23 protein-coding genes are annotated in these 23,050 nt (G+C 36.7%); 11 read left to right on the top strand and 12 right to left on the bottom strand.

Annotated features, from left to right (window positions below; all coding sequences use genetic code 11):
* Position 1: 1 nt before the first annotated feature.
* From ACJJVU_RS04925 to rsfS, 3 genes are all read right to left on the bottom strand, one after another.
* Positions 2-616, bottom strand: a complete 615-nt coding sequence (locus ACJJVU_RS04925; RefSeq protein ID WP_379952726.1) for an LUD domain-containing protein — start codon at positions 614-616, stop codon at positions 2-4.
* Positions 617-728: 112 nt separating this feature from the next.
* A complete protein-coding gene (gene ftsH / locus ACJJVU_RS04920) occupies positions 729-2,705 on the bottom strand; it encodes an ATP-dependent zinc metalloprotease FtsH (RefSeq protein ID WP_298329034.1) in 1,977 nt (658 codons plus the stop codon).
* Positions 2,706-2,718: 13 nt separating this feature from the next.
* Positions 2,719-3,090 carry a ribosome silencing factor gene (gene rsfS / locus ACJJVU_RS04915; RefSeq protein WP_108876919.1) on the bottom strand — a complete coding sequence of 124 codons (372 nt, stop codon included), beginning with the start codon at positions 3,088-3,090 and terminating at the stop codon, positions 2,719-2,721.
* Between the two features lie 83 nt (positions 3,091-3,173).
* Here rsfS and ACJJVU_RS04910 point away from each other — a divergent pair, with 83 nt between their 5' ends.
* The 4 genes from ACJJVU_RS04910 (at position 3,174) to ACJJVU_RS04895 (ending at position 8,115) form a co-directional block, all read left to right on the top strand.
* The gene (locus tag ACJJVU_RS04910) at positions 3,174-3,905 is read left to right on the top strand and encodes a biotin--[acetyl-CoA-carboxylase] ligase (protein WP_379952727.1); all 732 of its coding nucleotides are present in this window, start codon (positions 3,174-3,176) and stop codon (positions 3,903-3,905) included.
* 73 nt (positions 3,906-3,978) lie between these two features.
* Positions 3,979-4,854, top strand: coding sequence for a lipoyl synthase (gene lipA / locus ACJJVU_RS04905; RefSeq protein WP_108876921.1), 876 nt, complete (start codon positions 3,979-3,981; stop codon positions 4,852-4,854).
* A gap of 4 nt (positions 4,855-4,858) precedes the next feature.
* The gene (gene gap, locus ACJJVU_RS04900; RefSeq protein WP_339850030.1) at positions 4,859-5,860 is read left to right on the top strand and encodes a type I glyceraldehyde-3-phosphate dehydrogenase; all 1,002 of its coding nucleotides are present in this window, start codon (positions 4,859-4,861) and stop codon (positions 5,858-5,860) included.
* 32 nt (positions 5,861-5,892) lie between these two features.
* Positions 5,893-8,115 carry a response regulator gene (locus ACJJVU_RS04895; protein WP_405222890.1) on the top strand — a complete coding sequence of 741 codons (2,223 nt, stop codon included), beginning with the start codon at positions 5,893-5,895 and terminating at the stop codon, positions 8,113-8,115.
* A gap of 27 nt (positions 8,116-8,142) precedes the next feature.
* Here ACJJVU_RS04895 and lpxK read toward each other — a convergent pair whose 3' ends face one another.
* Positions 8,143-9,153 carry a tetraacyldisaccharide 4'-kinase gene (gene lpxK / locus ACJJVU_RS04890; RefSeq protein ID WP_405222887.1) on the bottom strand — a complete coding sequence of 337 codons (1,011 nt, stop codon included), beginning with the start codon at positions 9,151-9,153 and terminating at the stop codon, positions 8,143-8,145.
* A 33-nt stretch (positions 9,154-9,186) separates the two neighbouring features.
* Here lpxK and ACJJVU_RS04885 point away from each other — a divergent pair, with 33 nt between their 5' ends.
* The 3 genes from ACJJVU_RS04885 to msrA all read left to right on the top strand — a co-directional run bounded on the left by ACJJVU_RS04885 (position 9,187) and on the right by msrA (position 11,928).
* Positions 9,187-10,281, top strand: coding sequence for a Nif3-like dinuclear metal center hexameric protein (locus ACJJVU_RS04885; RefSeq protein WP_405222884.1), 1,095 nt, complete (start codon positions 9,187-9,189; stop codon positions 10,279-10,281).
* 3 nt (positions 10,282-10,284) lie between these two features.
* Positions 10,285-11,064: a zinc ribbon domain-containing protein gene (locus ACJJVU_RS04880; protein WP_013751262.1), complete on the top strand. Its 780-nt coding sequence runs from the start codon at positions 10,285-10,287 to the stop codon at positions 11,062-11,064.
* A 207-nt stretch (positions 11,065-11,271) separates the two neighbouring features.
* Entirely contained in the window at positions 11,272-11,928 is a 657-nt protein-coding gene (gene msrA / locus ACJJVU_RS04875) for a peptide-methionine (S)-S-oxide reductase MsrA (RefSeq protein WP_298329057.1), read from the top strand.
* On the opposite strand, the gene ACJJVU_RS04870 is transcribed toward msrA, so the two are convergent.
* Positions 11,925-12,728, bottom strand: a complete 804-nt coding sequence (locus tag ACJJVU_RS04870) for a class I SAM-dependent methyltransferase (RefSeq protein WP_405222880.1) — start codon at positions 12,726-12,728, stop codon at positions 11,925-11,927. The genes msrA and ACJJVU_RS04870 overlap by 4 nt on opposite strands.
* Positions 12,729-12,748: 20 nt before the next feature.
* Between ACJJVU_RS04870 and ACJJVU_RS04865 the strand changes: the two genes are divergently transcribed.
* The 4 genes from ACJJVU_RS04865 to ACJJVU_RS04850 all read left to right on the top strand — a co-directional run bounded on the left by ACJJVU_RS04865 (position 12,749) and on the right by ACJJVU_RS04850 (position 16,481).
* The gene (locus ACJJVU_RS04865; RefSeq protein WP_405222877.1) at positions 12,749-13,396 is read left to right on the top strand and encodes a flavin reductase family protein; all 648 of its coding nucleotides are present in this window, start codon (positions 12,749-12,751) and stop codon (positions 13,394-13,396) included.
* Positions 13,397-13,477: 81 nt separating this feature from the next.
* Positions 13,478-14,296 carry a 3-deoxy-8-phosphooctulonate synthase gene (gene kdsA / locus ACJJVU_RS04860; RefSeq protein ID WP_405222874.1) on the top strand — a complete coding sequence of 273 codons (819 nt, stop codon included), beginning with the start codon at positions 13,478-13,480 and terminating at the stop codon, positions 14,294-14,296.
* 134 nt (positions 14,297-14,430) lie between these two features.
* Positions 14,431-15,876, top strand: coding sequence for an RNA polymerase factor sigma-54 (rpoN, locus tag ACJJVU_RS04855; protein WP_013751257.1), 1,446 nt, complete (start codon positions 14,431-14,433; stop codon positions 15,874-15,876).
* Positions 15,876-16,481, top strand: a complete 606-nt coding sequence (locus tag ACJJVU_RS04850; RefSeq protein WP_405222871.1) for a hypothetical protein — start codon at positions 15,876-15,878, stop codon at positions 16,479-16,481. Before rpoN ends, ACJJVU_RS04850 begins: the two co-directional genes overlap by 1 nt.
* A gap of 62 nt (positions 16,482-16,543) precedes the next feature.
* On the opposite strand, the gene ACJJVU_RS04845 is transcribed toward ACJJVU_RS04850, so the two are convergent.
* The 7 genes from ACJJVU_RS04845 to ACJJVU_RS04815 form a co-directional block, all read right to left on the bottom strand.
* The gene (locus ACJJVU_RS04845) at positions 16,544-17,245 is read right to left on the bottom strand and encodes a porin family protein (RefSeq protein ID WP_405222868.1); all 702 of its coding nucleotides are present in this window, start codon (positions 17,243-17,245) and stop codon (positions 16,544-16,546) included.
* A gap of 104 nt (positions 17,246-17,349) precedes the next feature.
* The gene (locus ACJJVU_RS04840; protein ID WP_013751254.1) at positions 17,350-17,823 is read right to left on the bottom strand and encodes a biopolymer transporter ExbD; all 474 of its coding nucleotides are present in this window, start codon (positions 17,821-17,823) and stop codon (positions 17,350-17,352) included.
* 18 nt (positions 17,824-17,841) lie between these two features.
* Positions 17,842-18,456 (bottom strand): biopolymer transporter ExbD, encoded by a 615-nt coding sequence (locus ACJJVU_RS04835; RefSeq protein WP_013751253.1) that lies wholly within the window; start codon positions 18,454-18,456, stop codon positions 17,842-17,844.
* Between the two features lie 2 nt (positions 18,457-18,458).
* Positions 18,459-18,893 carry a hypothetical protein gene (locus ACJJVU_RS04830; protein WP_298329078.1) on the bottom strand — a complete coding sequence of 145 codons (435 nt, stop codon included), beginning with the start codon at positions 18,891-18,893 and terminating at the stop codon, positions 18,459-18,461.
* Positions 18,894-18,924: 31 nt separating this feature from the next.
* Positions 18,925-19,719 (bottom strand): MotA/TolQ/ExbB proton channel family protein, encoded by a 795-nt coding sequence (locus ACJJVU_RS04825; RefSeq protein WP_041295665.1) that lies wholly within the window; start codon positions 19,717-19,719, stop codon positions 18,925-18,927.
* Positions 19,720-20,161: 442 nt separating this feature from the next.
* Complete coding sequence (locus tag ACJJVU_RS04820; protein WP_405222863.1) at positions 20,162-22,120, bottom strand: OmpA family protein; 1,959 nt, start codon at positions 22,118-22,120, stop codon at positions 20,162-20,164.
* A 10-nt stretch (positions 22,121-22,130) separates the two neighbouring features.
* Positions 22,131-23,045, bottom strand: coding sequence for a type IX secretion system membrane protein PorP/SprF (locus ACJJVU_RS04815; protein ID WP_405222860.1), 915 nt, complete (start codon positions 23,043-23,045; stop codon positions 22,131-22,133).
* Positions 23,046-23,050: the final 5 nt, after the last annotated feature.

Here is a 23,050-nt window from a genome sequence, read left to right as displayed (position 1 = left end):
ATTAAAGGTCTTCTAGCAATAACAGGTAAAGATTCTTGGTACTACTTCCATAGGTCATAAAATCCTTATCATCTTCTTTTGACTCAAAATTCTTAATAGTAGTAATGTTAGTGGGTATACTTCCAGAATTTCTATTTTTTATGAGTCTTAATCCCTCTCCTATTGTGTTTACTATTTGACTTGTAGTCCCAAAAACAATAATATTCTCAGGCAAATCGTTTAGCTTTAATTCTTTTAGTTGCTTAGAACACACTAATAAAGATCCATCATTTGCTACGAGGCTCTCACAGGTAGTCAAAAAGAAAGGAGCTTCTCCATTTGTTCCAAATGTAAGATTATAACCTTTAAAGATCTCTTTGAGGTTATCATCTGTACAAAACACATGCTCTTCGTACCAATCGTTTTCTAATAAGATGTTATCAAAATTCTCATGAATCTCATCTTGATTAAGAGCATACAAAAATCGCCCTCCATTTATGATAAAGTTTTTTGTGAAACGCTCGTCTGCTGGAGTATTAATATCCGGCATGTATTTACTGCGCACTTCACCTTCTTTATCGCTATGGGGGCTATCTGACTTAGATGTATTTCCAAAGATTTTTCTAAAAAGACTCATCAATAGATTTGCTCAACGCTTGGTGTATTTTTCAAATATAAAAAATCTTGACTGAACCTTAGGTACAATCAAGATTTTTTGAGGGTCTATCCCTTAATAGCTTAGTCTAAAACTAGACTAGTGGCTTTGTTTCAGAATCTTCAGAAGCTTCTTCGATTTCGACATTTCCAAAAGCACGTTTCCCAAAGATTTCCTCTAGGTTATCTTTAAAAATCACTTCTTTATCAAGAAGATATTCTGCTAGTTGGGTAAGCTTTTCTTTCTCTTTAGTAAGTAAATCGATAGCTCTTTGATATTGCCCCTCTATAATATTAGAGATTTCTTTATCAATTATTTCTGCTGTCTGCTCACTATAAGGCTTTGTAAAGCTACTATCTGATTGGCCTGTAGAATCATAATAAGTAAGGTTACCTACTTTATCATTTAATCCATAAACAGTGACCATCATTCTAGCCTGCTTAGTTACTTTCTCAAGATCACTTAAAGCCCCAGTAGATATCTTGTTAAAGATTACCTTTTCTGCTGCTCTACCTCCTAAGGCAGCACACATTTCGTCTAGCATTTGTTCCGGACGTACGATGAGCCTCTCTTCTGGTAAATACCATGCAGCTCCTAAAGATTGCCCACGAGGAACAATAGTCACTTTTACAAGTGGCGCAGCATGCTCAAGCATCCAGCTCACTGTAGCGTGTCCAGCTTCATGAAAAGCAATTGCACGCTTCTCATCTGGTGTGATAATTTTATTTTTCTTCTCAAGTCCTCCTACAATACGATCTACCGCATCTAAGAAATCTTGTTTACCTACTGCTTTACTTCCTTTACGAGCAGCAATAAGTGCAGCTTCGTTACACATGTTTGCAATATCTGCTCCAGAGAAACCTGGAGTTTGCTTTGCAAGGAAATCCACATCAAGCTCATCATCTACCTTTTTTAAAGGACGAAGGTGAACTTCAAAAATCTCTTTACGCTCACGTACATCTGGAAGATCCACATAAATCTGGCGATCAAAACGACCAGCACGCATTAAAGCCTTATCAAGAACGTCTGCTCTGTTTGTAGCAGCAAGCACAATTACGTTTGTATTAGTGCCAAAACCATCCATCTCTGTTAGAAGTTGGTTAAGTGTATTCTCACGCTCATCATTACCTCCAGAAAAGTTATTTTTTCCACGAGCACGACCTATTGCATCAATCTCATCTATAAATATTATAGCTGGAGATTTTTCTTTTGCTTGTTTGAACAAATCACGTACACGTGAGGCACCCACACCTACAAACATCTCCACAAAGTCTGATCCTGATAATGAGAAGAAAGGAACCTTTGCTTCCCCAGCAACTGCCTTTGCTAGTAATGTTTTACCAGTACCTGGTTGCCCTACTAGTAACGCTCCTTTAGGAATCTTACCTCCTAAACTTGTATACTTCTCTGGGTTCTTCAAGAAATCTACAATCTCTTGTATTTCTTCTTTTGCTCCTTCAAGTCCTGCTACGTCTTTAAATGTAGTCTTAACATCGGTTTTCTCGTCAAATAATTTAGCCTTTGACTTACCTATGTTAAAAATCTGACCTCCAGGACCTCCTCCTCCACCAGAAGACATACGTCTCATGATAAAAATCCAAAGTCCTATGATAAGTATGAAAGGAAGAAAACTAGCAACAAGCCCCCACATATCACCTTCCGTCTCATAAGAAACTCTAGTGTCTAGGTTGTTTTCATCAATCGTTGTGTTGATATCATTTTCAAAATTCTGTAAATCTCCTATCTCAAAACGATAATCTGGAGCACCGGCAGATGGTTTTAAAAAACCTGTAGCTCGTCCTTTATTGTGGACTTCTTTTGCTTCGGCTTCTTTAGTAAGATAAACCTTTACAGAGTTTTTATTTACGATCTCTACACGAGCAACATCACCAGCCTCTAGGTATTCTTCAAATTGGTAAAGAGAAGTTTTCTGTGCTTCACCTAACCCAGAACTACCAGTAAGCATACTGATTGCAATAAATATTATAACAATTAAACCGTATATCCAGTAAGAACTAAACTTAGGTTTATTAGGCGGAGTACCGCCTGCATTCTTTTCTTCTTTAGCCATTTAATCTTTTTTTTTAATAATCTGATGGGATCGTAGTAATCTTTGCATCACCCCAAAGACTTTCTATATCATAGAATTCACGTATGTGCTTTTGAAAAACGTGCACCACTACATTTACGTAGTCCATAAGTACCCATTCTTGATTTTCCATACCCTCGATATGCCATGCTTTTTCTTGCAGAGCTTTACTAGCAGTCTTTTGGATAGAACTTACGATAGCTCCCACTTGAGTGTTTGATGTTCCATCACATATGATAAAATAATCACAAACCGTATTTTCTATATCTCTAAGATCCAGTATATCAATATTCTGTCCCTTCACATCTTCAATTCCCTCGACAATCTTAGCAATTAATTGATCTGTATTCTTTTCCTTATTTACCATTAAATTCTTTAATTTACACAAAGTTATTACAAATTTACATTACTCTGCGGTCTTAACACAAGTTTAGACTGGGTGTTTTACATATGCGCATAGACAAACTTCATACCATTGACTCAACAAACGATTACCTCAAACGTATTTCAAAAGAAGAAAACGCAGAGGAAGACATCGTAGTTTGGGCTCTAGAACAAACTGCCGGACGTGGACAGATGGGTACTCAGTGGCAAACTGAAAGCGGTAAAAACCTAACATTCAGCGTTTTTAGAAAAGTAAAGCGAATTACCATCAACGAGCAATTTTATGCTCTTATGGCAGCTTCTCTCGCCGTTAAAGATGTTTTATCTAAACTTCTCATAAAAAATGTTCGTGTTAAATGGCCTAACGACATATTGACAGATAACGACAAAATATGCGGCATACTTATAGAGAGTGTCATAAAAGGCGGGCAACTTGACGCAATGATTTTAGGCGTAGGACTTAATGTAAATCAGACACAGTGGAATAATGTACCTCGCGCCACCTCTATAAAATCTAGAACTGGGATTCACTTTGAGTTAGAAGAAATTTTATCGCTACTACTCAAGAGATTTCATCACTATGTTGACCTACTTCTCAAAGGAGAATTCAACACCATCAAAAATGACTATGAAGCTCACTTATTTAAAAAAGATAAACCTGCTACATTTATTTCGGCAGGTGGGCGTCAGTTTGTTGGAATAATAAAAGGTGTTTCAGAGTCTGGAAAACTACTTCTTCAAGAAGAAAATGATATTGTAAATGAGTACGATCTCAAGGAACTTCAATTATTATATTAAGAGTACGCTTTCGCGAAAGCGTAACAACCCACAATTCATTATTTAGTATCTTTGTAACGCTATAAAAAATGCTATGCAAGAAGAACTCACTATTACTAAGCCAGAGCGCGTCGCAAAGCCAAAATGGCTTCGTGTAAAACTGCCTACTGGTAAGAAATATAAAGACCTACGTAATCTAGTAGACAAATACAGTCTTAATACGATATGCACCTCTGGAAGTTGCCCAAACATGGGTGAATGCTGGAGTGAAGGTACAGCGACATTTATGATTCTCGGGAACACCTGTACACGATCTTGTGGATTTTGCGGTGTAAAAACAGGTCGTCCAGAGCAAGTAGACTGGGAAGAACCAGAAAAAGTAGCTCGATCTATTAAATTAATGGACATCAAACATGCTGTAATTACTTCTGTAGATCGCGATGACCTTAAGGATATGGGAACTATAATCTGGGCAGAAACTGTACAGGCTATACGCCGCATGAACCCAAATACAACGCTAGAAACTCTTATTCCTGATTTCCAAGGTAGAGAAGATTTACTGGATCGTATTGTAGCTGTAGCACCAGAAGTGGTGTCTCACAACATGGAAACTGTAAAACGTCTTACTCGCGAAGTACGTATACAAGCAAAATATGAACGTAGTCTTGGTATTTTAAAATATTTAAAAGACAGCGGAATTAAGCGTACAAAGTCTGGTATCATGCTAGGTTTAGGTGAAACTGAAGAAGAAGTAATCCAGACACTGAAAGATTTACGATCTGTAAATCTAGATATCGTAACAATAGGTCAGTACTTACAGCCATCAAAAAAACATCTTCCTGTAAAACAATTTATCACTCCAGATCAGTTTCAGAAGTATGAGAAGATAGGTTTAGAAATGGGATTCCGTCATGTAGAAAGTGGTGCACTCGTGCGCTCTTCTTACAAAGCACAGAAACACCTTACATAAAAGAATGACTACACTTAAGATTGCTATCAACGGTTTTGGCCGCATAGGTCGCACTGTGTTTAGACTTATTGAAGAGCATCCAGCAATGGAAGTAGTCGCAATTAATGATCTAGCAGATGCCCGCACTTTATCACACCTTCTTAAATACGACAGTATTCAAGGTGTTCTTAAAAAAGAGGTGTCACATAGTGAGCATACTATAATTATTGACGGTAAAACTATCCCGCTATATAATGAGAGTGAGATAAGCAATATCCCTTGGAATATTACATCTCCAGATATTGTTATAGAAAGTACAGGCAAGTTTAAAACTAGAAAAGATCTTGAAAAACATATAAGTGCCGGCGCAGCTAAAGTGATTTTAAGTGTGCCGCCACTTGATGAAGATATACCCATGATTGTTATGGGAGTAAATGATCATGAAATAAAAGATAGCGATACTATTATTTCAAACGCATCGTGTACTACAAACAATGCCGCACCCATGGTGCAAATTATAGACGAACTGTGTGGTGTGGAGCAAGCATACATAACTACAATACACTCTTACACTACAGATCAGAGCTTACATGACCAACCGCATCGAGATTTAAGAAGAGCCAGAGCGGCAGGACAAAGTATTGTACCTACTACTACTGGAGCAGCAAAAGCTTTAACAGGCATTTTCCCTCATCTCTCTGATGTAATAGGTGGTTGTGGAATACGCGTACCCGTTCCAAATGGATCTCTCACGGATATTACATTTAATGTAAAAAGAGACACCTCAATTGACGAAATTAATGACGCTATGCGCAAAGCATCGTTAGGAAGATTTAAAGGTATTGTATCGTATACGGAAGACCCTATCGTATCAATAGACATTGTAGGAAATCCTTATTCATGCACTTTTGATTCACAAATGACATCTGTAATAGGTAAGATGGTAAAAATTATAGGCTGGTATGATAACGAAATGGGATATTCTAGCAGAATAGTTGACTTAATACTACGGATTTCTACAAAATAATATATATTGCAGTTGAATAATCAGAATTTCTTATGAATTTGCTATTAGTACGTTTTCTTCTAGCGCTTCTTCTTTCTTATCCTGTGATAAGTATTGCCCAAGAAAGAGAGAATGTAGAGGAAACGCTTACCAATGATAAAATAGACTCGCTTCTCAAGCGAGCTGTGATTGCAGTTTCTGATCGCAATTATAACCATGCCATTGATGTACTAAAGTATTCTAGAGACCTAGCAACAGGTATAGGCCACACAAAGCGCGTAGGTCTTGCATCTGGAACTCTCGCAAAGCTATATTTTCAACTTAATGATTACGAGAAAGCACTTATTGAAAACGAGCGTGCAATAGCCTTACAAAAGGAAACTAAAAGTCTCGATCTTTTAGGGCAGAGTTACATTACCGCTACTCAACTAGCTCTTATAAAAAAAGACACCACCACTGCCCTAACATATATTTCTAATGGAATTGTAACTCTCGAAAATAGCACTCGAGACGATTTAAAGGCTCAATTACACACATTAAAAGGTGACATTTTAAGAAATAGTGAAAGCCATCTAGACGCTATTGCATCTTACAACAAGAGTATTGAATATGCAAAAAACGAAAAGAGCGACTACCTAAAAACTCAAGCGCTTACCAATAAAGCATTAAGCCTAGCCGAATTAGGTAGACTTGAAGAAGCAGATGAAACTTTACTGGAAGTTGAGTCGCTATTAAGCTCAAATAATTTTCCGAGTATTAGCACTACCTTATTCAAAGTTAAGCACCTAGTAGCTCAAGGACGCGGAAACTACAGAGAAGCAAATGACCACCTAACATCGTACTATCAAGCAACAGATCAAAATACGCTAAGTAAAATATCAAGTGTTCCACTACCAACATCAGAGAGTCAAGAACTTGATGACATGGTAAAACGACTAGAACAAGACATTGAAATAGAAGAAGACAGAAACTCTAGAGCTATGAGGCTCACTCTCGTACTAAGTATCGCCCTCTGCTCTATTCTTGCACTGCTAACCCTATCCTTGTACAAAAACAACAACCTAAGAGCAAAAGCAAATGAGCTTTTACAAGCTAAAAACGTGGAGCTTGTAATTGCAAGAGATAATGCAGAAAAAGCATCAATGGTGAAAGCTCAGTTCTTGTCCACAATAACACATGAGCTTCGAACACCCATGTATGCTGTTACTGGATTAACACACCTGCTCCTATCTGAAAACCCAACGGAAGATCAGAAAAAACACCTTGACTCTCTAAAGTTTTCTGGAGAGTATCTACTTTCCCTAATAAACAACATACTTGACCTCAATAAATTAGAGGCAAACAAGGTAGAAGTTGAAGAAACAGCTTTCAATATCAAGAAGCGAATTGAAGATGTGTTATTTGCATTAGGCAAATCTGCTAGAGATAAAGGAAATAAATTACATATTGAATTTGACCCTAACATCCCTACTGAACTTCTGGGAGATCCATTAATGATCTCACAAGTACTCATCAACCTAGTTGGAAATGCCATTAAATTCACCCGAGATGGTGACGTTTGGGTTCGTGTACAGAAGATTAAACAAGGTGAGTCTGACATAAAACTTCACTTCGAAATTGAAGATAATGGTGAAGGAATCTCAAAGAAGAAACAAAAAACAATTTTTCAAAACTTCACACAAGGATCTGTAGCTATTAATAGAAAATTTGGCGGTACAGGCTTAGGGTTATCTATTGTTAAGAATCTTTTAGACTTACTTAATAGTGAGATAATACTAGAAAGCACATTAGGCAAAGGAACTACCTTTAAATTTGACCTTAACTACAACCTGACTCAGACAGCTCCAGGTGAAGCAAATGCAAACGACATCGTGTACGAAATAGATTATAATGCCCTTGAGAATCGTCATATACTTGTAGTAGAAGACAACAAGATTAACCAAATGATTACTCGCAAGATTCTTGAAAAAAATAAAATCACCTGCGAAACGGCTGATAATGGTGAGATTGCTGTCGAGAAGGCACGCACAGAAAAATTTGACCTTATTCTAATGGACATACATATGCCTGGAATAAGTGGTATAGAAGCTACAGAACAAATTCGTTTGTTTGATAAAGACATTCCTATACTAGCGCTTACCGCTGTAACGATAGATGAAAATATTGATGAATTTCACGCTGTTGGATTTAATGACATCATTCCTAAACCTTATAAGGTAGAAGAGTTCTTTCAGAAAATCTACAATGGCTTAAAGAATAGTAAAATTCTCAACTAAGACTTCTTTGTTGAAATTTACTTGCTTTTAAAAACTTGAGACAAAGTTTTTAATCTCCTCAGACAACAACTCTTCACCATCTAAAAATTGCGCCTTTATAGGTAAATAGTACAAATCACTCATCTTAAGTAAAGGGCGAAGTCTTACATAATCTTTTTCTGTAGTGAGGATACAATCTAATGTATCAAGCATTTCTATCTCAGAGCTTGTAAAATTATGATGATCTCCATACGCCTCATGAGAAAATGACAGTCCTTGACTAGCTAAATAAGCCGACAACGGTTTAGGATTTGCAATTCCCGTTACTAGCGTAACCTTTTTAACCTTAAGACGGTTTAACGGTACAGGACCTAGTGCAGAATATACCATCTCATCATATGAGATGGTTGAAAAAAATACTTGCTGAGTTTTATTCACATTTAAAGAATCAACTATAGACGCTTGTTCTTGTGAACTTAAATTTTCTGGACATTTAGTTACCACTACAACATCTGCCCTACTCGCACCAGCTCTAGGCTCTCTTAAATTCCCAGCTGGCAACAAGAAGTCATTACTATACAGATCACTGTATGCCGTTAATAATATAAAAAAACCAGCCTCTACCTTTCTATGCTGGTAAGCATCGTCTAGAACTATAACTTCAGGCGCATTGACTTTTGACAATAATGTTTCGATACCAGTTTGTCGGTCCTCGCAAACTGCAACTTGGATATTTTTGAATTTCTGAGCAAATTGTAATGGCTCATCACCCACCATAGTTGCCTTGTTTTCTGGATGAACATCTAGGTATCCTTTCGTTTTTCGGCCGTAACCCCTACTAAGTGTAGCTACTCGATAATTATCCTGTAAAAGCCGAACTACAAACTCAGTCATTGGGGATTTCCCAGTTCCTCCTACGCTCAAATTACCCACACATATAACTGGAATATCATATTTTTTTGACTTAAATATACCAGTGTCGTAGAGCTTATTTCGCGTAAGCGTAACTAAATAATAAATTCCCGCTACGGGAAATAACAAGAGACGTAGTTTTCTCATAAAACGAAGGTATCATTTTTTATCTTTACGCTTATGAAGGTACAAGATGTAAGTAATTTAATTAATGAATGGGCGCCACTAGCTTATGCAGAAGATTTTGATAATGTTGGTCTTCTTGTAGGTGACCCTCATCAAGAAGTAAGTAATATACTAGTATCACATGATGCACTAGAAAATGTGGTTGATGAGGCAATTACAAAAAACTGCAACCTTATTGTTTGTTTTCATCCTATAATTTTTTCAGGTTTAAAAAAGCTTACAGCAAGCAATTATGTGCAAAAAGTGGTTCAAAAGGCTATTAAAAATGATATTGCCATTTTTGCAATTCACACTGCGCTGGATAACGTAGAGCACGGTGTTAACTTTGGAATGTGCAAGGCTCTCAATCTATCAAACACAAAGATTTTAAGCCCTAAACAGCATCATATTTACAAACTCACCACTTACGTTCCTCACGCTTCTGTAAAGAGCGTTACTGATTCATTATTTAAAGCTGGAGCTGGAAGTATAGGTAATTATGAAGAGTGTAGCTTTGAAGTAAAAGGTCAAGGCTCTTTTAAAGGAAATGAAAACTCTAACCCTGTTATAGGAAGTAGAGGCACAAAACATATTGAACCAGAGACACAAGTACATCTTACGTTTGAAAAACACCTTAAGTCTAAGATTTTAGAAACACTTTTTGAAAATCATCCTTACGAAGAAGTTGCTTATGAAATCACCTCTCTAGAAAATACGCTACAAAATGTAGGCATGGGTATGATAGGTGAGCTTGATAAAGAAATGAGTGAGGTGGGATTTTTAGCTTTCGCGAAAGCGCAATTTAAAACAGGTGGTATACGTCATTCACAATTATTAGGTAAACCTGTAAAGAAAATAGCCGTACTAGGAGGAAGCGGAGCCTTTGCCATTAAAAGTGCAAAAGCTCAAGGAGCCGATGTACTAGTTACTTCAGATTTAAAATATCACGACTATTATCAAGCCGAAAGCCGCATCCTTTTATGCGATGTGGGACATTATGAAAGTGAGCGATATACGAAAAACCTAATATGCGATTATCTTACAGAAAAAATTAGTACTTTTGCAATCATTTTATCTGAGGAAAATACCAATCCTATCAACTATTTTTAACGTATGGCAAAGAAGAAAGAAGCAACAGTAGAAGAAAAACTACGCTCGCTTTACGATTTACAACTTATAGATTCACGTGTGGACGAGATCCGCAATGTACGTGGAGAGCTTCCACTGGAAGTTGAAGACCTTGAAGATGAAGTAGCTGGTCTTAACAAGCGCATCGAGAAGTTAGAAAACGATTTAAAATTGGTAGACGACTCTATCAAGGCTAAAAAAATCCAGATAGATGACTCAAAAGCATCTATTAAAAAATACTCTGAGCAGCAAAAAAACGTACGTAACAACCGTGAGTTTAATGCTTTAAGTAAAGAAGTAGAGTTCCAAGAACTTGAAATTCAACTTGCAGAGAAAAATATCCGTGAGTACAAAGCACAGATTGAGCAAAAAGGAGAAGTTATCACACAAACTAAGCAACGTCTTGGAGAACGTGAGAACCACCTTAAGCACAAGAAAAACGAGCTAGATGCTATTCTTTCTGAAACAGAGAAAGAAGAACAAGCACTTCTAGCTAAAAGTGCAGAATATGAAACTAACATTGAAGACCGCTTAGTTAAAGCCTACAAGAGAATTCGTTCTAGTGTACGCAACGGTCTTGCTATTGTACCTATAGAGCGTGGAGCATCTGGAGGATCTTACTTTACAATCCCACCACAAGTACAGGTTGAGATTGCTGGACGTAAGAAAATCATCACAGACGAGCACTCTGGTCGTATCTTAATAGATAGCGAACTAGCAAACGAACAACATGAGAAAATGGTAAAGCTTTTTAAGAAGCTATAACCACTTTTCCTTACAACATTAAAAAGCCTTCTATTTATAGAGGGCTTTTTTTTACCATTGAGTTATCTATAAATAACAATTTCCCGATTTCACATCAAGATATTTTCATTAAATACTCCACTTTATAATGACCATAATTGATTAACAAAACGATAACAACAATCTCAACTCTTATGATGTACTTTTATAGACTTTAAAAAAACCTCTATGAAATTACTTGCCTCCCTTGCAACGCTCATTACTTTTATGGCTTGCAACCATGACCCGAAGCCTATGACAGAGCCTACAGCTATGCTTGACCCTGTAGAAACGACGTTTCAAGATGGGATGAGTAGGGCATATTTTGCTAGTGGATGTTTCTGGTGTGTAGAGGCAGTTTTTGAAAGTGTGAAAGGTGTCGATGAGGCCGTAAGTGGCTATAGTGGTGGTAAAGAAGATAATCCAACTTACAAACAAGTGAGCTACGGAAACACGACGCATGCTGAAGCCGTGGAAGTAATTTATGACCCAAAGGTGATTTCTTTTCAACAACTGGTAGATGTGTTTTTTGGATCACAAGACCCAACTACAAAAAATCGTCAAGGCCCAGATGCAGGTCCACAATATCGTTCTATCGCTTTCTATCAAAACGATAGTGAGAAAAAAATAATAGATGAAACTATTGCTGCTTTAAATGAGTCTACTTACAATGGTCGAATAAGCACCCAAGTACTACCGTTTCAGAAATTTTGGATTGCCGAAGACTACCACCAAGATTACGAGAAAAACAATCCAAGCAACCCATATATTCAAAACGTTTCTATCCCAAGATATAGACGTTTTGCACAGAAGTTTCCAGAATTATTAAAAGAGGATGCACACTAAATTTTAGTAGCTTTTATCTCAAAAATTAATGGATATAAATGGTCTTTACTTTCGTAAAGGCCATTTTCATTTTTGACCAAATCCGGAAGAACATCATAAGGAGAAGCATCGTGTTCTCTCAAAACTTCTATTTTAAGACCGGAATCTATTAGGGCAGAAACCACTTCACCTAAACCGTGATTCCATCCATACTCTTTACTAATTATTGCAGCATCAGCCTGAGCGTAAGTCCCTTCATATTCTTCGTAAACTGCCTCATCCTGATGATAACCATATTTCATTACCGGCTTATCTCCTGTATAATCAAACATCCAGACGATGGGATGAAACTCTACCATATAAAAAGTCCCTCCACTCTTTAATCGCTGTGCAATCATAAGTGCCCAAGGTTTTAAATCTGGCAACCATCCTATCACACCATAACTCGTAAAAATAATATCAAATTGCTCTTGGATATGCATTGAAGTATCAAGAACATTACAGCACACAAATTCGGCAGACAAACCTAGTTGTTTGTTTAGCTTTCGCGAAAGCGTAATTGCCTCCTCACTAATATCTACTCCTGTTACCAATGCACCCATCCTTGCCCAACTCAACGTATCTTGTGCAAAATGACATTGAAGATGGAGTAAACTTTTACCATTTACATCTTCCAAGGCATCCAACTCGTAGCTGTTAAGAGAACTTTTACCATTTAAAAATGATGGCACATCATAGAAGCTACTCTCTGCATGTATAGGCACTTTCTTTTCCCAAGTTTCCTTGTTTGTGCCAAAGTAATCCTGAAACTGCTCTTTCATAATCCGTATTTTTGGAAATAATGAAAAAGATACTACATTTTGACGACGACGCAATTAGCGCAATGGATAAGCGTTACCGTGCGAACTTTATTAATAGTGTTACGGGATATAAAAGCGCCAACCTGATAGGTACTACATCTAAGGATAACCATGAAAATCTAGCTGTTTTTAGTTCTGTCACACACATAGGAAGTAATCCTGCAATGTTAAGCTTTATCATGAGACCTACTACAGTCCCTAGACATACATATAAAAATATTAAAGAGACGGGAGTTTTTACAGTGAACCACATTAATACTGAAATCATCTCACAATCTCACCAAACAGCGGCGGCTTACGAGGAAAACGTATCAGAGTTTAACGCTACTGGATTACAAACTGAATATTTAAATAACTCGAAAGCACCATTTGTAAAACAAGCACATATTAAAATTGCCTGCGAATACGTAAATGAATACAAAATTGAGGAAAATGGCACTATTTTAATGATAGGAGCTATTAAGGAAATCTTTATACCAGATAACTGCCTAGATGAAGATGGATGGATTGATCTAGAAGCATCTATGGGAGTAGCCATAAACGGACTTGACGCTTATGCTTCTCCAAAACTTATAGACAGATTTTCTTATGCAAAACCTGATAAGCAAACCACTTCTATCAAGAAGTAACAATGCTCATCTGTTTTAATACTATCTTTGTAACACCCATTTATTCCTGAGAAAAATCCAGGAACAATTAAAAACTAAACGATGAAACTTTCTAACATACCTAAAATAAAACATACAGATGCCAATAACTTTTTCCTACTATGTGGCCCATGCGCTATAGAAGGAGAAGATATGGCAATGCGCATTGCAGAGAAGGTGGTGAAAATCACCGACACTCTAAAAATACCATATGTTTTTAAAGGAAGTTTTAGAAAAGCAAATCGTAGTAGAGTAGATAGTTTTACGGGTATAGGAGATGAAAAAGCTCTTGAGATTCTAGCAAAGGTTTCTGCAGAATTTGATGTACCTACTGTAACAGACATTCACGAAAGTTCTGATGCTGCTCTCGCAGCACAATATGTAGATGTTTTACAAATTCCTGCATTTTTGGTAAGACAAACTTCCCTTGTGGTCGCTGCTGCCGAAACAGGAAAAGTAGTAAACCTAAAAAAGGGACAATTCATGTCTCCAGAATCGATGAAGCATGCTGTACAAAAGGTGCATGACACTGGTAATGAAAATGCTTGGATTACAGATCGTGGTACTATGTTTGGCTATCAAGATATGATTGTAGATTTTAGAGGAATACCTACGATGAAGCAGTATGCCCCTACGGTACTTGATGTGACACACTCCTTACAACAACCTAATCAATCAAGCGGCGTTACTGGTGGACGACCAGATATGATTGAAACTATAGCCAGAGCTGGTATTGTGAATAACGTGGATGGATTGTTTATTGAAACACACTTTGACCCTGCAAATGCAAAAAGTGACGGAGCAAATATGCTTGATCTTGCATATCTTGAGCAATTATTAAGTAATCTAGTAGCGATTAGAAAAGTAGTAAACACACTTTAAAATTAAGACAATTCCAAACCTCAAATACGCTTTAAAATCTCAAATATAAGAGAGCAAAACTTCTATTAATTAAAAGTTTGCTTAACATATATTTCTCATCACTGTCTACTGCTTTTTCGTAACTTCGTTTTTATATGTTAAAACAACAACTTAATTTTAAACTTTCGCAAAAGCTTTCTCCTCAGCAAATCCAGCTGATGAAGCTTATCCAACTTCCTACGCAGGCGTTTGAACAAAAAATCAAACAAGAGCTGGAAGAAAATCCTGCTCTCGATAGCGGTAAGGAGGAAGTTCAAGATGATTTTGAAGAGTTTGACAATACAGATGATTTTGATGAAGCGCCAGAAGTTGAAATTAATGTGGATGATTATCTAAGTGACGATGAAATCCCAGAGTATCGCTTGAGCGCAAATAATTATAGTGCAGATGATGAGGACAAACAAGTCCCTTATGCTTCTGGAACATCATTTAATCAATATCTAAAAACACAACTCAATACCGTAAGAATATCTTCTGAAGAGCGCGAGGTGGCCGAATTTATTATAGGCTCTCTAGATGAAGCAGGATACCTGAGACGTCCGCTAGCAGATCTTATGGACGATCTAGCTTTTACACAAAACATCTACACCTCTGAGGAGGTTATAGAAAAAATGCTTTTCAAAGTGCAAGATCTTGACCCAGCAGGGGTGGGAGCACGTAATTTACAAGAATGTCTCGTGTTACAACTAGATAGAAAGCCAGCTACAAAATCTGTATCGCTAGCTGTTGACATTCTTGAAAAGTCTTTTGACCATTTTAGCAAGAAGCATTACAAAAAGCTTATGGCTAAGTTCCACATAACCGAAGAGGAACTTAAAGATGCTATCAATGAGATAGAACACCTTAATCCAAGGCCAGGAGGATCATACTCCAGTAACACAAAAATAGTAGAGCACGTTGTTCCAGACTTCACCATACGCATAGTAGATGGCGAGCTAGAACTCTCACTAAATGGACGTAACGCCCCAGAACTTAAGGTCTCTCGAGATTATAGTAACATGCTTAAAGGTTACAAAGAATCTAAGGAGCGCACCAAAGCACAAAAAGATGCGGTAATGTTCATTAAGCAAAAACTTGATGCAGCCAAATGGTTTATAGAAGCCATTATACAGCGACAGCAAACACTTTTTGTCACTATGAGTAGCATCATGCATTATCAAGAAAAATACTTCTTGACTGGAGATGAACGTAACTTAAGACCTATGATATTGAAAGATATCGCTACAGAAATTGGGATGGATGTATCCACCGTTTCTCGGGTAGCAAATAGTAAATATGTAGACACACCTTACGGAACAAAACTTATTAAAGAGTTCTTTTCTGAAAGTATGACAAATGATCAAGGTGAAGAAGTATCTACACGTGAGATTAAAAAAATCTTAGAAATGGTTATTGAGGAAGAGGATAAGCGCAAACCTCTTACAGATGATAAACTTGCCGGCATTTTAAAAGAAAAAGGATACCCTATTGCACGTAGAACGGTAGCTAAATATCGTGAGCAACTAGATCTTCCAGTAGCGAGATTACGTAAACAGATTTAATGAAATTCCTCATACGTAGCTTTTCCTATATTTTCCACCCTCTGTTTATGCCGCTGAGTGGTGTTTTGTATTACTTCTACATTTCACCTAGATACTTTAATGAAGAGTTTATTTACTCTAAGATATTTGCAGCTGCCATAATGACTACCGTAATACCCATTTTAAGCTTCTATATGCTTAAAAATTTACAATTAGTCTCAAGCATACACCTCAAGGATGTAAGGGAGCGCAAATGGCCGCTACTCATGCAGATGGTATTCATCTTTATATTAATAAGATTAATATTTGACGGTTATGAGATTCCCGCACTTTACTTTTTCTTTGTCGGAGTTTTAGGAGCTAGTTCTGGAGCATTCTTACTATCTTTTTTTAAGTTTAAAGCAAGTCTTCACATGATAGGACTCTCGGGAGTTTTATTCTTTATTATAGGACTCAGTCTTCACTATGGCTCAAACATGCTTCCCTGGATTGCAGTCGGGATTTTTGCTTGTGGCGCAACAGCTACATCGAGACTAGATGCAAAAGCCCACACTCCTATTGAACTTATTATAGGATTTATAATAGGTGCCGCTTCGCAGTTTCTAGTTTACCCCTATTGGCTATAATAATAATAATAGTAGTAGTAGTAGTAGTAGTAGTATTGTAACGCTTTCGCGAAAGCGTAACCTTATAAGAAGTAGAAAACTAATCCCAAACGAATCACCTGAAGGTTGACGTTATCGCCATCTATTTGCGCGTCGTCATTAAACAACGTACTCAAACCATAATATCCTTGGAAATTAAAAGCTCCGTACCCGAAAGAGAATGATGGTCCGTACTGGAAGTTATTTATCTCAGGTAAATCTGTACGAACAATACCAGCACTTGCATCTTGAAAAGTAGATTTGAACCTGAATAAGTAACCTAATTTTACTCCGGCATGTATACGCCAGAAACTATACTTGGTTGGTGTAGATGTACGCCATCTGTATTCAAGTGGAAACTCAAGAGTATATGTAGTAAATCTATTTACTTCTTCGTTAATCTGATCATCAAGGATTTCATAATTAGTCACCTCACCCGCAAATTCTTCACCTATAAACAAGTTTTGATTATACGTATCAAGGGCAAGACCTATTCCTATACCAATTGCCTTATTGCGGCGCTTATTGATAGGAAAATCTCTAATAACTCCAACTTGCACTCCTGCACTAAGGCCATTTTGACTAAAGCTTGCTGGTTTATTACTTAATAAATTAAATGTAACACCTACATAGACTTGATCTTCTCTATACAAGGAATCAACCTCCTCCTCATACGAAATAGCTTTCTCTTGAGCCATAAGACCAATAGTGAGAAATAAAATGGTTAAAAATAGGTAGTATTTCAAGTGGAAGAATTTGTAACAAATATAAGAGAAATGACAATGAGTATTGAAAATAAAAAAACGCCTTGAGTTACCTCAAGACGTTTTTTTACTAATTTAATATAGGACTATTGCGTTACAGCATCATCCGTTTGTGTGGTAATATAAATTACCTTAAGCATGTTTGCTTGTCTAAGCTCCTGCTTTACGTCATATACCAAACCTGAATTAGTTTCCTTATCTACTTTAAAGGCAACCATTACACGGTCTTTAAGCTCATCTCTAAGCTTTTCACGCTCTTCGAGTATTGCTGGTTGTACTTCGTTTATGTTTACAAACTTGTCTCCAATTTGTATTTTCCCTTCTGTACCAAGGTTCTTATATCCCTCTCCTGGAGTACCAGCAAAGATGTATACACTTCGATCCTTTTTAAGCTTCTCAGTTTGATCTGCTGAAGGTAAAATTTGAGCTACTTTGACGTCATTTTTACGTAACACCGTAGCAACCATAAAGAAGAATAATAACATAAATACAATATCTGGTAAGGAAGCAGTATTTACTGCCGGTAATTCCTTAGCACCGCCTTTTCTAAATTTTGACATATTGTTATTGTTTTTATATTAGTTATTAGGGTCTACTTCAGAAAGCTTCTGAGGATACATGTTCTTGATAATATCAAGTTTTTTCTCAGTTGCATCTTCGTTACCCTTAAAAACACCTTCATCTATCGCTTTACTTACTTCGGTGTACTTCCACCCGTATAAACGTTGCGATTCTCTATCACGTAAGAAATTATATGCTCCTACTAGCTCATTTTGAACTGTAATAAAAGACTCGTAAGATGACTCACGAAGACTCTTTACAGTAACAATAGCCTTATCAGGATAATCCGATGAACTCGGATTACGTTCTCCCTGACAATAGTCACAATACCCTTCTTGTCCTTTTGGCACTCCCCCATTATCTAGGAAAGCAATGGCTGCTGCTTGAAGATCTTTCATCTCCATAGGCTCATTTTCAACCAAAAGCTGTTCTTCATTGTTTACAATAACAACAAAAAGGTTCTTTTCTTTTATGATAGGAGGCTCCACATTCTCAGGTTGCTCTGGCGGTAACGCTCTTACTAGACCTCTATCTTTTTCAATGGTAGTAGTTACCAAGAAGAAGATAAGTAGTAAGAATGCGATGTCTGCCATAGACCCTGCATTAATTTCTGGTGCATTTCTCCTAGCCATAATTATTTATTTACAAGTTTCTTAGCTCCAGAAATAACCATTAATACAATTGCGACAGCCGCAAGAATAAAGAATGCATTAATACCAGCGCTTACCCATTGTGAACCACTAGCAGATAGCATTTCTCCGTCTTTCATTGCAACTTCTTCTGCTCCGCTTGCAGCGAAGTAAGATATAGCAACTACTAACAAGAATGCTCCGGCACCTATTAGTGTATTCTTTGCGTTACCCGAAAATAGACCTTTGATAACAAAAATCGCTACGAGTATAACTGCGATACCTATAACTATCCATGCAAGGAGAATCATGATATCAACAAGGTTCTGTGAGTCACCACCTACGATGGCTTCATTGTTTGCCCATACCATACCAGCAACAACAAGTGCTACGATACCTACGATACCAACAATGAGTTTTAAAATTTTATGTAATCCCATAATATGTATGAATTTTTAAGATTACTATATATTACTTCTTGTAACGTACAAGCATGTCCATCAATGTGATTGATGCATCTTCCATATCGTTTACGATACTGTCAATTTTTGCAATAATATAGTTATAGAATATTTGAAGAATAATAGCCACAATCAGTCCAAATACTGTTGTAAGAAGTGCTACTTTAATACCTCCTGCTACAAGAGCTGGATTCATATCACCCGCTGCTTCAATTCTATCAAAGGCTTGAATCATACCGATTACCGTACCCATGAAACCAAGCATTGGTGCAAGAGCGATAAATAATGAAATCCAAGATACGTTCTTTTCAAGTTGTCCCATTTGAACACCACCATAAGCTACAACAGCTTTTTCAGCAGCTTCTACTCCTTCATCTACACGGTCAAGACCTTGGTAGTAGATAGAAGCAACAGGCCCCTTAGTGTTACGACATACTTCTTTTGCAGCTTCAACACCACCACTATTTAATGCATCTTCAACATCTTGAGCTAACTTCTTAGTGTTAGTAGATGCTAGGTTAAGATATATAATACGCTCAATAGCAATTGCAAGTCCTAAAATAAGACATAAAAGTACAATCCCCATGAATCCAGGACCTCCTTCAATGAATCGTTTTTTCAAATCTTGCGTAAAAGAAAGCTCTTCTGCTACGGCTTCATCTTGAAAAGATGCACCAGAATCTACATTCGCAACGATTTGTTGGATTTGTACTGGAAGGGTTGTTTGTGCGTTACTGGCGTTTGCTGTGAATGTGCTTAACACTACTACAGCGGCAATTGCCATGATAGAGAATAATTTTTTCATTGCTCTTGATCTTAAAGTTTAAATTAGTAAAGGGTTAAATATAGTAATTAATTAGATTAACTGTAACAAATATAGAAAAGCATCGTCTTATTTTAATTACAATTATTTTAGTATGTAATCTCTAAAACAGCGTGCTTCCGCTAAAATTCGCATGAAATACTTCTAATTCTATCACAAAATAATTACTTCACGTTATTGTGAAATCTTTTGAGATAGCAAGTATATGAAAGTATGCTGTAATTTCTTAGTACCTTGATACTTTTTTAATAGAAACACCTCATTATTGTGAAAAAATAAATAGTCTGTTCTATATCTTGAGTTTTTTACTTAGAAAAACACCTGTAAAATTGGAAAATACTAGTTCTTAACAAAGCATAAAAAAAGCTCTCAATTTTATTTGAGAGCTTTTCTTTATAATAACTAATAGTATGTTTTTGAATACTTACATTTTCTCTATAATAAACTCTGACCTTCTATTAATTTGATGCTGCACTTCATCGCATTGCACTCCATTAGAACAAACATTAAGCAATTGCGTTTCTCCAAAGCCTTGAGCAGACAATATTCTCTCTTTTGCTATTCCTTGTCTTATTAAGTAATTTTTGGTTGATATAGCCCTTCTTTGCGAGAGCTCCATATTATAATTATCATCTGCGCGGGCATCCGTATGAGATTCTATTCTAATCTCTATAGATGGTTGTTGAGACATCAGTGTTACAATCTTATTGAGCTCCATAGCAGCGTCTGGACGTATGTAGTCCTTATTGAGGTCAAAGAATATAATTCCAACCTTAATTTTAAGTAGACCTCCATCTTCCACAATAAGTTCACTTAGCGTTTCAAGATCTAAGGGAACTACAGTTTCTGATGAGATACTAGAAGTAACAATATTTTTTGAATTAGGAGTGTACCCTAATTTATTCACTTTTATATCATATTGCTCAGCACAGTCAAGGTCAAAATTAAAAACATAATCTCCATTCCTTTTACTTACGGTTTCAGAAAGCTTAACTCCATTCTCCCCATATAAAGAAACTGTAGCATCCGCTATACGCTCTTGCGTACGTGCGTTAATCACATACCCTTTAACAAGTTGTTTACAATCGTTTAAAACATCTTCAGGAGCAATACGCTGTATTGCATAAATATCATCATCGCCTACTCCTCCTTCTCTGTTTGAACATACAAAACCTTGCTCTCCTTCTTCGTTAATAATGAAACCAAAATCATCCAACTTACTGTTAAGTGGCTTACCTAGGTTACGAGGGTCCGAGAATAAATCATTATCCATATTACTTTCAAAAACATCTAATCCACCAACACCTAAATGTCCATCCGAAGCAAAGTACATCACTCCCTTTGCAATAAAAGGAAACATTTCTCTTCCTGATGTATTCACTTTTGGCCCTAGATTTCGAGGTGTAGAATATGTATTATCCCCCAATATATCTACTACAAATATATCTGTAGCGCCTATTGTTCCTGGCATGTCTGATACAAAATAAAGTTTACTACCATCTTCACTAAGCGTAGGATGACCCGTAGAGTAATCCTTACTATTAAATGGCAGTTCATGCACATCGCTCCAGTCGTCCTTTCTATCTAGACTGTCATTCCTAACCGCAGTATATAATTTAAGATGGCTAATTCCATCCTCTCCTCTTTTTAAATCTACATCATAGTTATTTCTAGTAAAGTAAATACGATTACCATCATTAGTAAAAGCAATTGTAGCCTCGTGATATTTTGTATTTATAACCTTAGAAAATATTTTCTCTCTTTTTACTTCATTCTCGGCAGCGTTTATTTGTCCAATATAAAAATCTAAAAATGGCTGATCGTTCCAATGATACCTTCTTTTGATATAATAAGACGTATCCACAGCAGATGAGTACACAAGTTTATTTCCATAATATGCAGGTCCAAAATCTGAATACGCTGTATTTATTGACAAGTTTTTAAGCTCAAATTGCGCAGGAATCGCTAGCACATCTGCCAGAGTGCGTTCTTTCTGAGCATAATCATCAATACGTCTATCATTTTTAGTTGACGCTTTCGCGAAAGCTTTCATCCACTTTTTTGCCGCTTTATAATCCCCAATACCTTGAAGTGAGTGTGCAAATCGAAATAAATACTCAGCATCGACTTCATCTCTATATTGACTCACAAGCAGATCATACCACTTATAAGCCTCCTCCATATTAGTATTGAAGTAATATGAATCTCCAGCTTTCTGTAGAAGAACCATAGAATTATCTCCTCTATCTATTGCTTTCTCATAAACAGCTGCCGCTTCAACATAGCGCATTTGTTCAAATAGCTTATCTGCGTTTTTATATGTTTTCTGTGCAAAGAGAGAGACAGAAAAAAGTAGCAGAAGTATCGTAATATTCTTTGTCATTATTTATAATTTAAAAGAAACGAGGTGATTTAATTTTCTTTGTTTTTGAGATAAGATCAAATCTCATTGTAATCTCATGGCTTCCAGTATTAAATCGCTGTAGTTCTGTAGTAGTATAATCATAAGAATACCCTACCAGTAGCTGTGGTGTTATCTGGAATCCTGCAAGACCACTTACAGAATCATCCCATCTATAAGAAAGCCCTAATCTTAGCTTTTCATAAAACATAAAATTTGCAGATAAATCCACAATAAGCGGAGCTCCCGTAACACTCTTTACAAGGAAAGCTGGTTTAAATTTTGTCGTACTACTAAGATCTGTGACAATACCTCCTATTATAAATAAGTGAAGTCTTTCGGCAGCTACAGTTTGCTGTATATCATCATAGGTTTGATCTGTAAATAAATTTGGGATTGAAAACCCAAGATAGTTACGATCATTATGCCAGTAGACACCTGCTCCTAGAGTAGGTAAAAATTCACTCACATTATTTTGAAAAAGGACATCTTGACTTTGAGCATTACCCTTAGAAAAATCAATATCTAAGAAACGCCCACCTCCTTTTAACCCAAATGAAAGCTTACGAGTGTCTGAAGTCATTATCGTATAAGAAAAATTAAGATCGAGATACGTTTCCTTAGAGGGACCGAGTTCATCGTTTGCTATTGCCAAACCAAGACCTACATGTTCACCTATTGGAGTGTCTAAGGAAAAAGTCTGTGTTCTAGGAGCTCCATCAAGACCAACCCACTGCGATCTCAACACCCCAATCGCAGAAGCGTGACCTCTAGATCCAGCATATGCTGGATTTACACTCAACGTATTGTACATATATTGTGTAAACTGAGGATCTTGTTGCGCAAATAGCGTCTGGAAGGATAGACCTACTAAACCTACTATTAATACTCTAAGCTTTATATTCATACTTT

This window comes from Dokdonia sp. Asnod1-B02, assembly GCF_045063955.1.
In the GTDB taxonomy this organism is placed as follows: Bacteria; Bacteroidota; Bacteroidia; order Flavobacteriales; family Flavobacteriaceae; genus Dokdonia.
Note: the sequence above shows the minus strand (reverse complement) of the source record. Positions and strands in the feature narration are given on the sequence as shown.

Bases quoted from the DNA above. Each gene is read 5' to 3' on its own strand.
- ACJJVU_RS04835 (WP_013751253.1), bottom strand. From the start codon at position 18,456: ATGGCTAGGAGAAATGCACCAGAAATTAATGCAGGGTCTATGGCAGAC.
- rsfS (WP_108876919.1), bottom strand. From the start codon at position 3,090: ATGGTAAATAAGGAAAAGAATACAGATCAATTAATTGCTAAGATTGTC.
- ACJJVU_RS04815 (WP_405222860.1), bottom strand. From the start codon at position 23,045: ATGAATATAAAGCTTAGAGTATTAATAGTAGGTTTAGTAGGTCTATCC.
- rpoN (WP_013751257.1), top strand. From the start codon at position 14,431: ATGTTAAAACAACAACTTAATTTTAAACTTTCGCAAAAGCTTTCTCCT.
- gap (WP_339850030.1), top strand. From the start codon at position 4,859: ATGACTACACTTAAGATTGCTATCAACGGTTTTGGCCGCATAGGTCGC.
- ACJJVU_RS04925 (WP_379952726.1), bottom strand. From the start codon at position 616: ATGAGTCTTTTTAGAAAAATCTTTGGAAATACATCTAAGTCAGATAGC.
- ACJJVU_RS04895 (WP_405222890.1), top strand. From the start codon at position 5,893: ATGAATTTGCTATTAGTACGTTTTCTTCTAGCGCTTCTTCTTTCTTAT.
- lpxK (WP_405222887.1), bottom strand. From the start codon at position 9,153: ATGAGAAAACTACGTCTCTTGTTATTTCCCGTAGCGGGAATTTATTAT.
- lipA (WP_108876921.1), top strand. From the start codon at position 3,979: ATGCAAGAAGAACTCACTATTACTAAGCCAGAGCGCGTCGCAAAGCCA.
- ACJJVU_RS04865 (WP_405222877.1), top strand. From the start codon at position 12,749: ATGAAAAAGATACTACATTTTGACGACGACGCAATTAGCGCAATGGAT.
- ACJJVU_RS04870 (WP_405222880.1), bottom strand. From the start codon at position 12,728: ATGAAAGAGCAGTTTCAGGATTACTTTGGCACAAACAAGGAAACTTGG.
- ACJJVU_RS04910 (WP_379952727.1), top strand. From the start codon at position 3,174: ATGCGCATAGACAAACTTCATACCATTGACTCAACAAACGATTACCTC.
- ACJJVU_RS04840 (WP_013751254.1), bottom strand. From the start codon at position 17,823: ATGTCAAAATTTAGAAAAGGCGGTGCTAAGGAATTACCGGCAGTAAAT.
- ACJJVU_RS04880 (WP_013751262.1), top strand. From the start codon at position 10,285: ATGGCAAAGAAGAAAGAAGCAACAGTAGAAGAAAAACTACGCTCGCTT.
- ACJJVU_RS04825 (WP_041295665.1), bottom strand. From the start codon at position 19,719: ATGAAAAAATTATTCTCTATCATGGCAATTGCCGCTGTAGTAGTGTTA.
- ACJJVU_RS04850 (WP_405222871.1), top strand. From the start codon at position 15,876: ATGAAATTCCTCATACGTAGCTTTTCCTATATTTTCCACCCTCTGTTT.
- ACJJVU_RS04830 (WP_298329078.1), bottom strand. From the start codon at position 18,893: ATGGGATTACATAAAATTTTAAAACTCATTGTTGGTATCGTAGGTATC.
- ACJJVU_RS04885 (WP_405222884.1), top strand. From the start codon at position 9,187: ATGAAGGTACAAGATGTAAGTAATTTAATTAATGAATGGGCGCCACTA.
- ftsH (WP_298329034.1), bottom strand. From the start codon at position 2,705: ATGGCTAAAGAAGAAAAGAATGCAGGCGGTACTCCGCCTAATAAACCT.
- kdsA (WP_405222874.1), top strand. From the start codon at position 13,478: ATGAAACTTTCTAACATACCTAAAATAAAACATACAGATGCCAATAAC.
- msrA (WP_298329057.1), top strand. From the start codon at position 11,272: ATGAAATTACTTGCCTCCCTTGCAACGCTCATTACTTTTATGGCTTGC.
- ACJJVU_RS04820 (WP_405222863.1), bottom strand. From the start codon at position 22,120: ATGACAAAGAATATTACGATACTTCTGCTACTTTTTTCTGTCTCTCTC.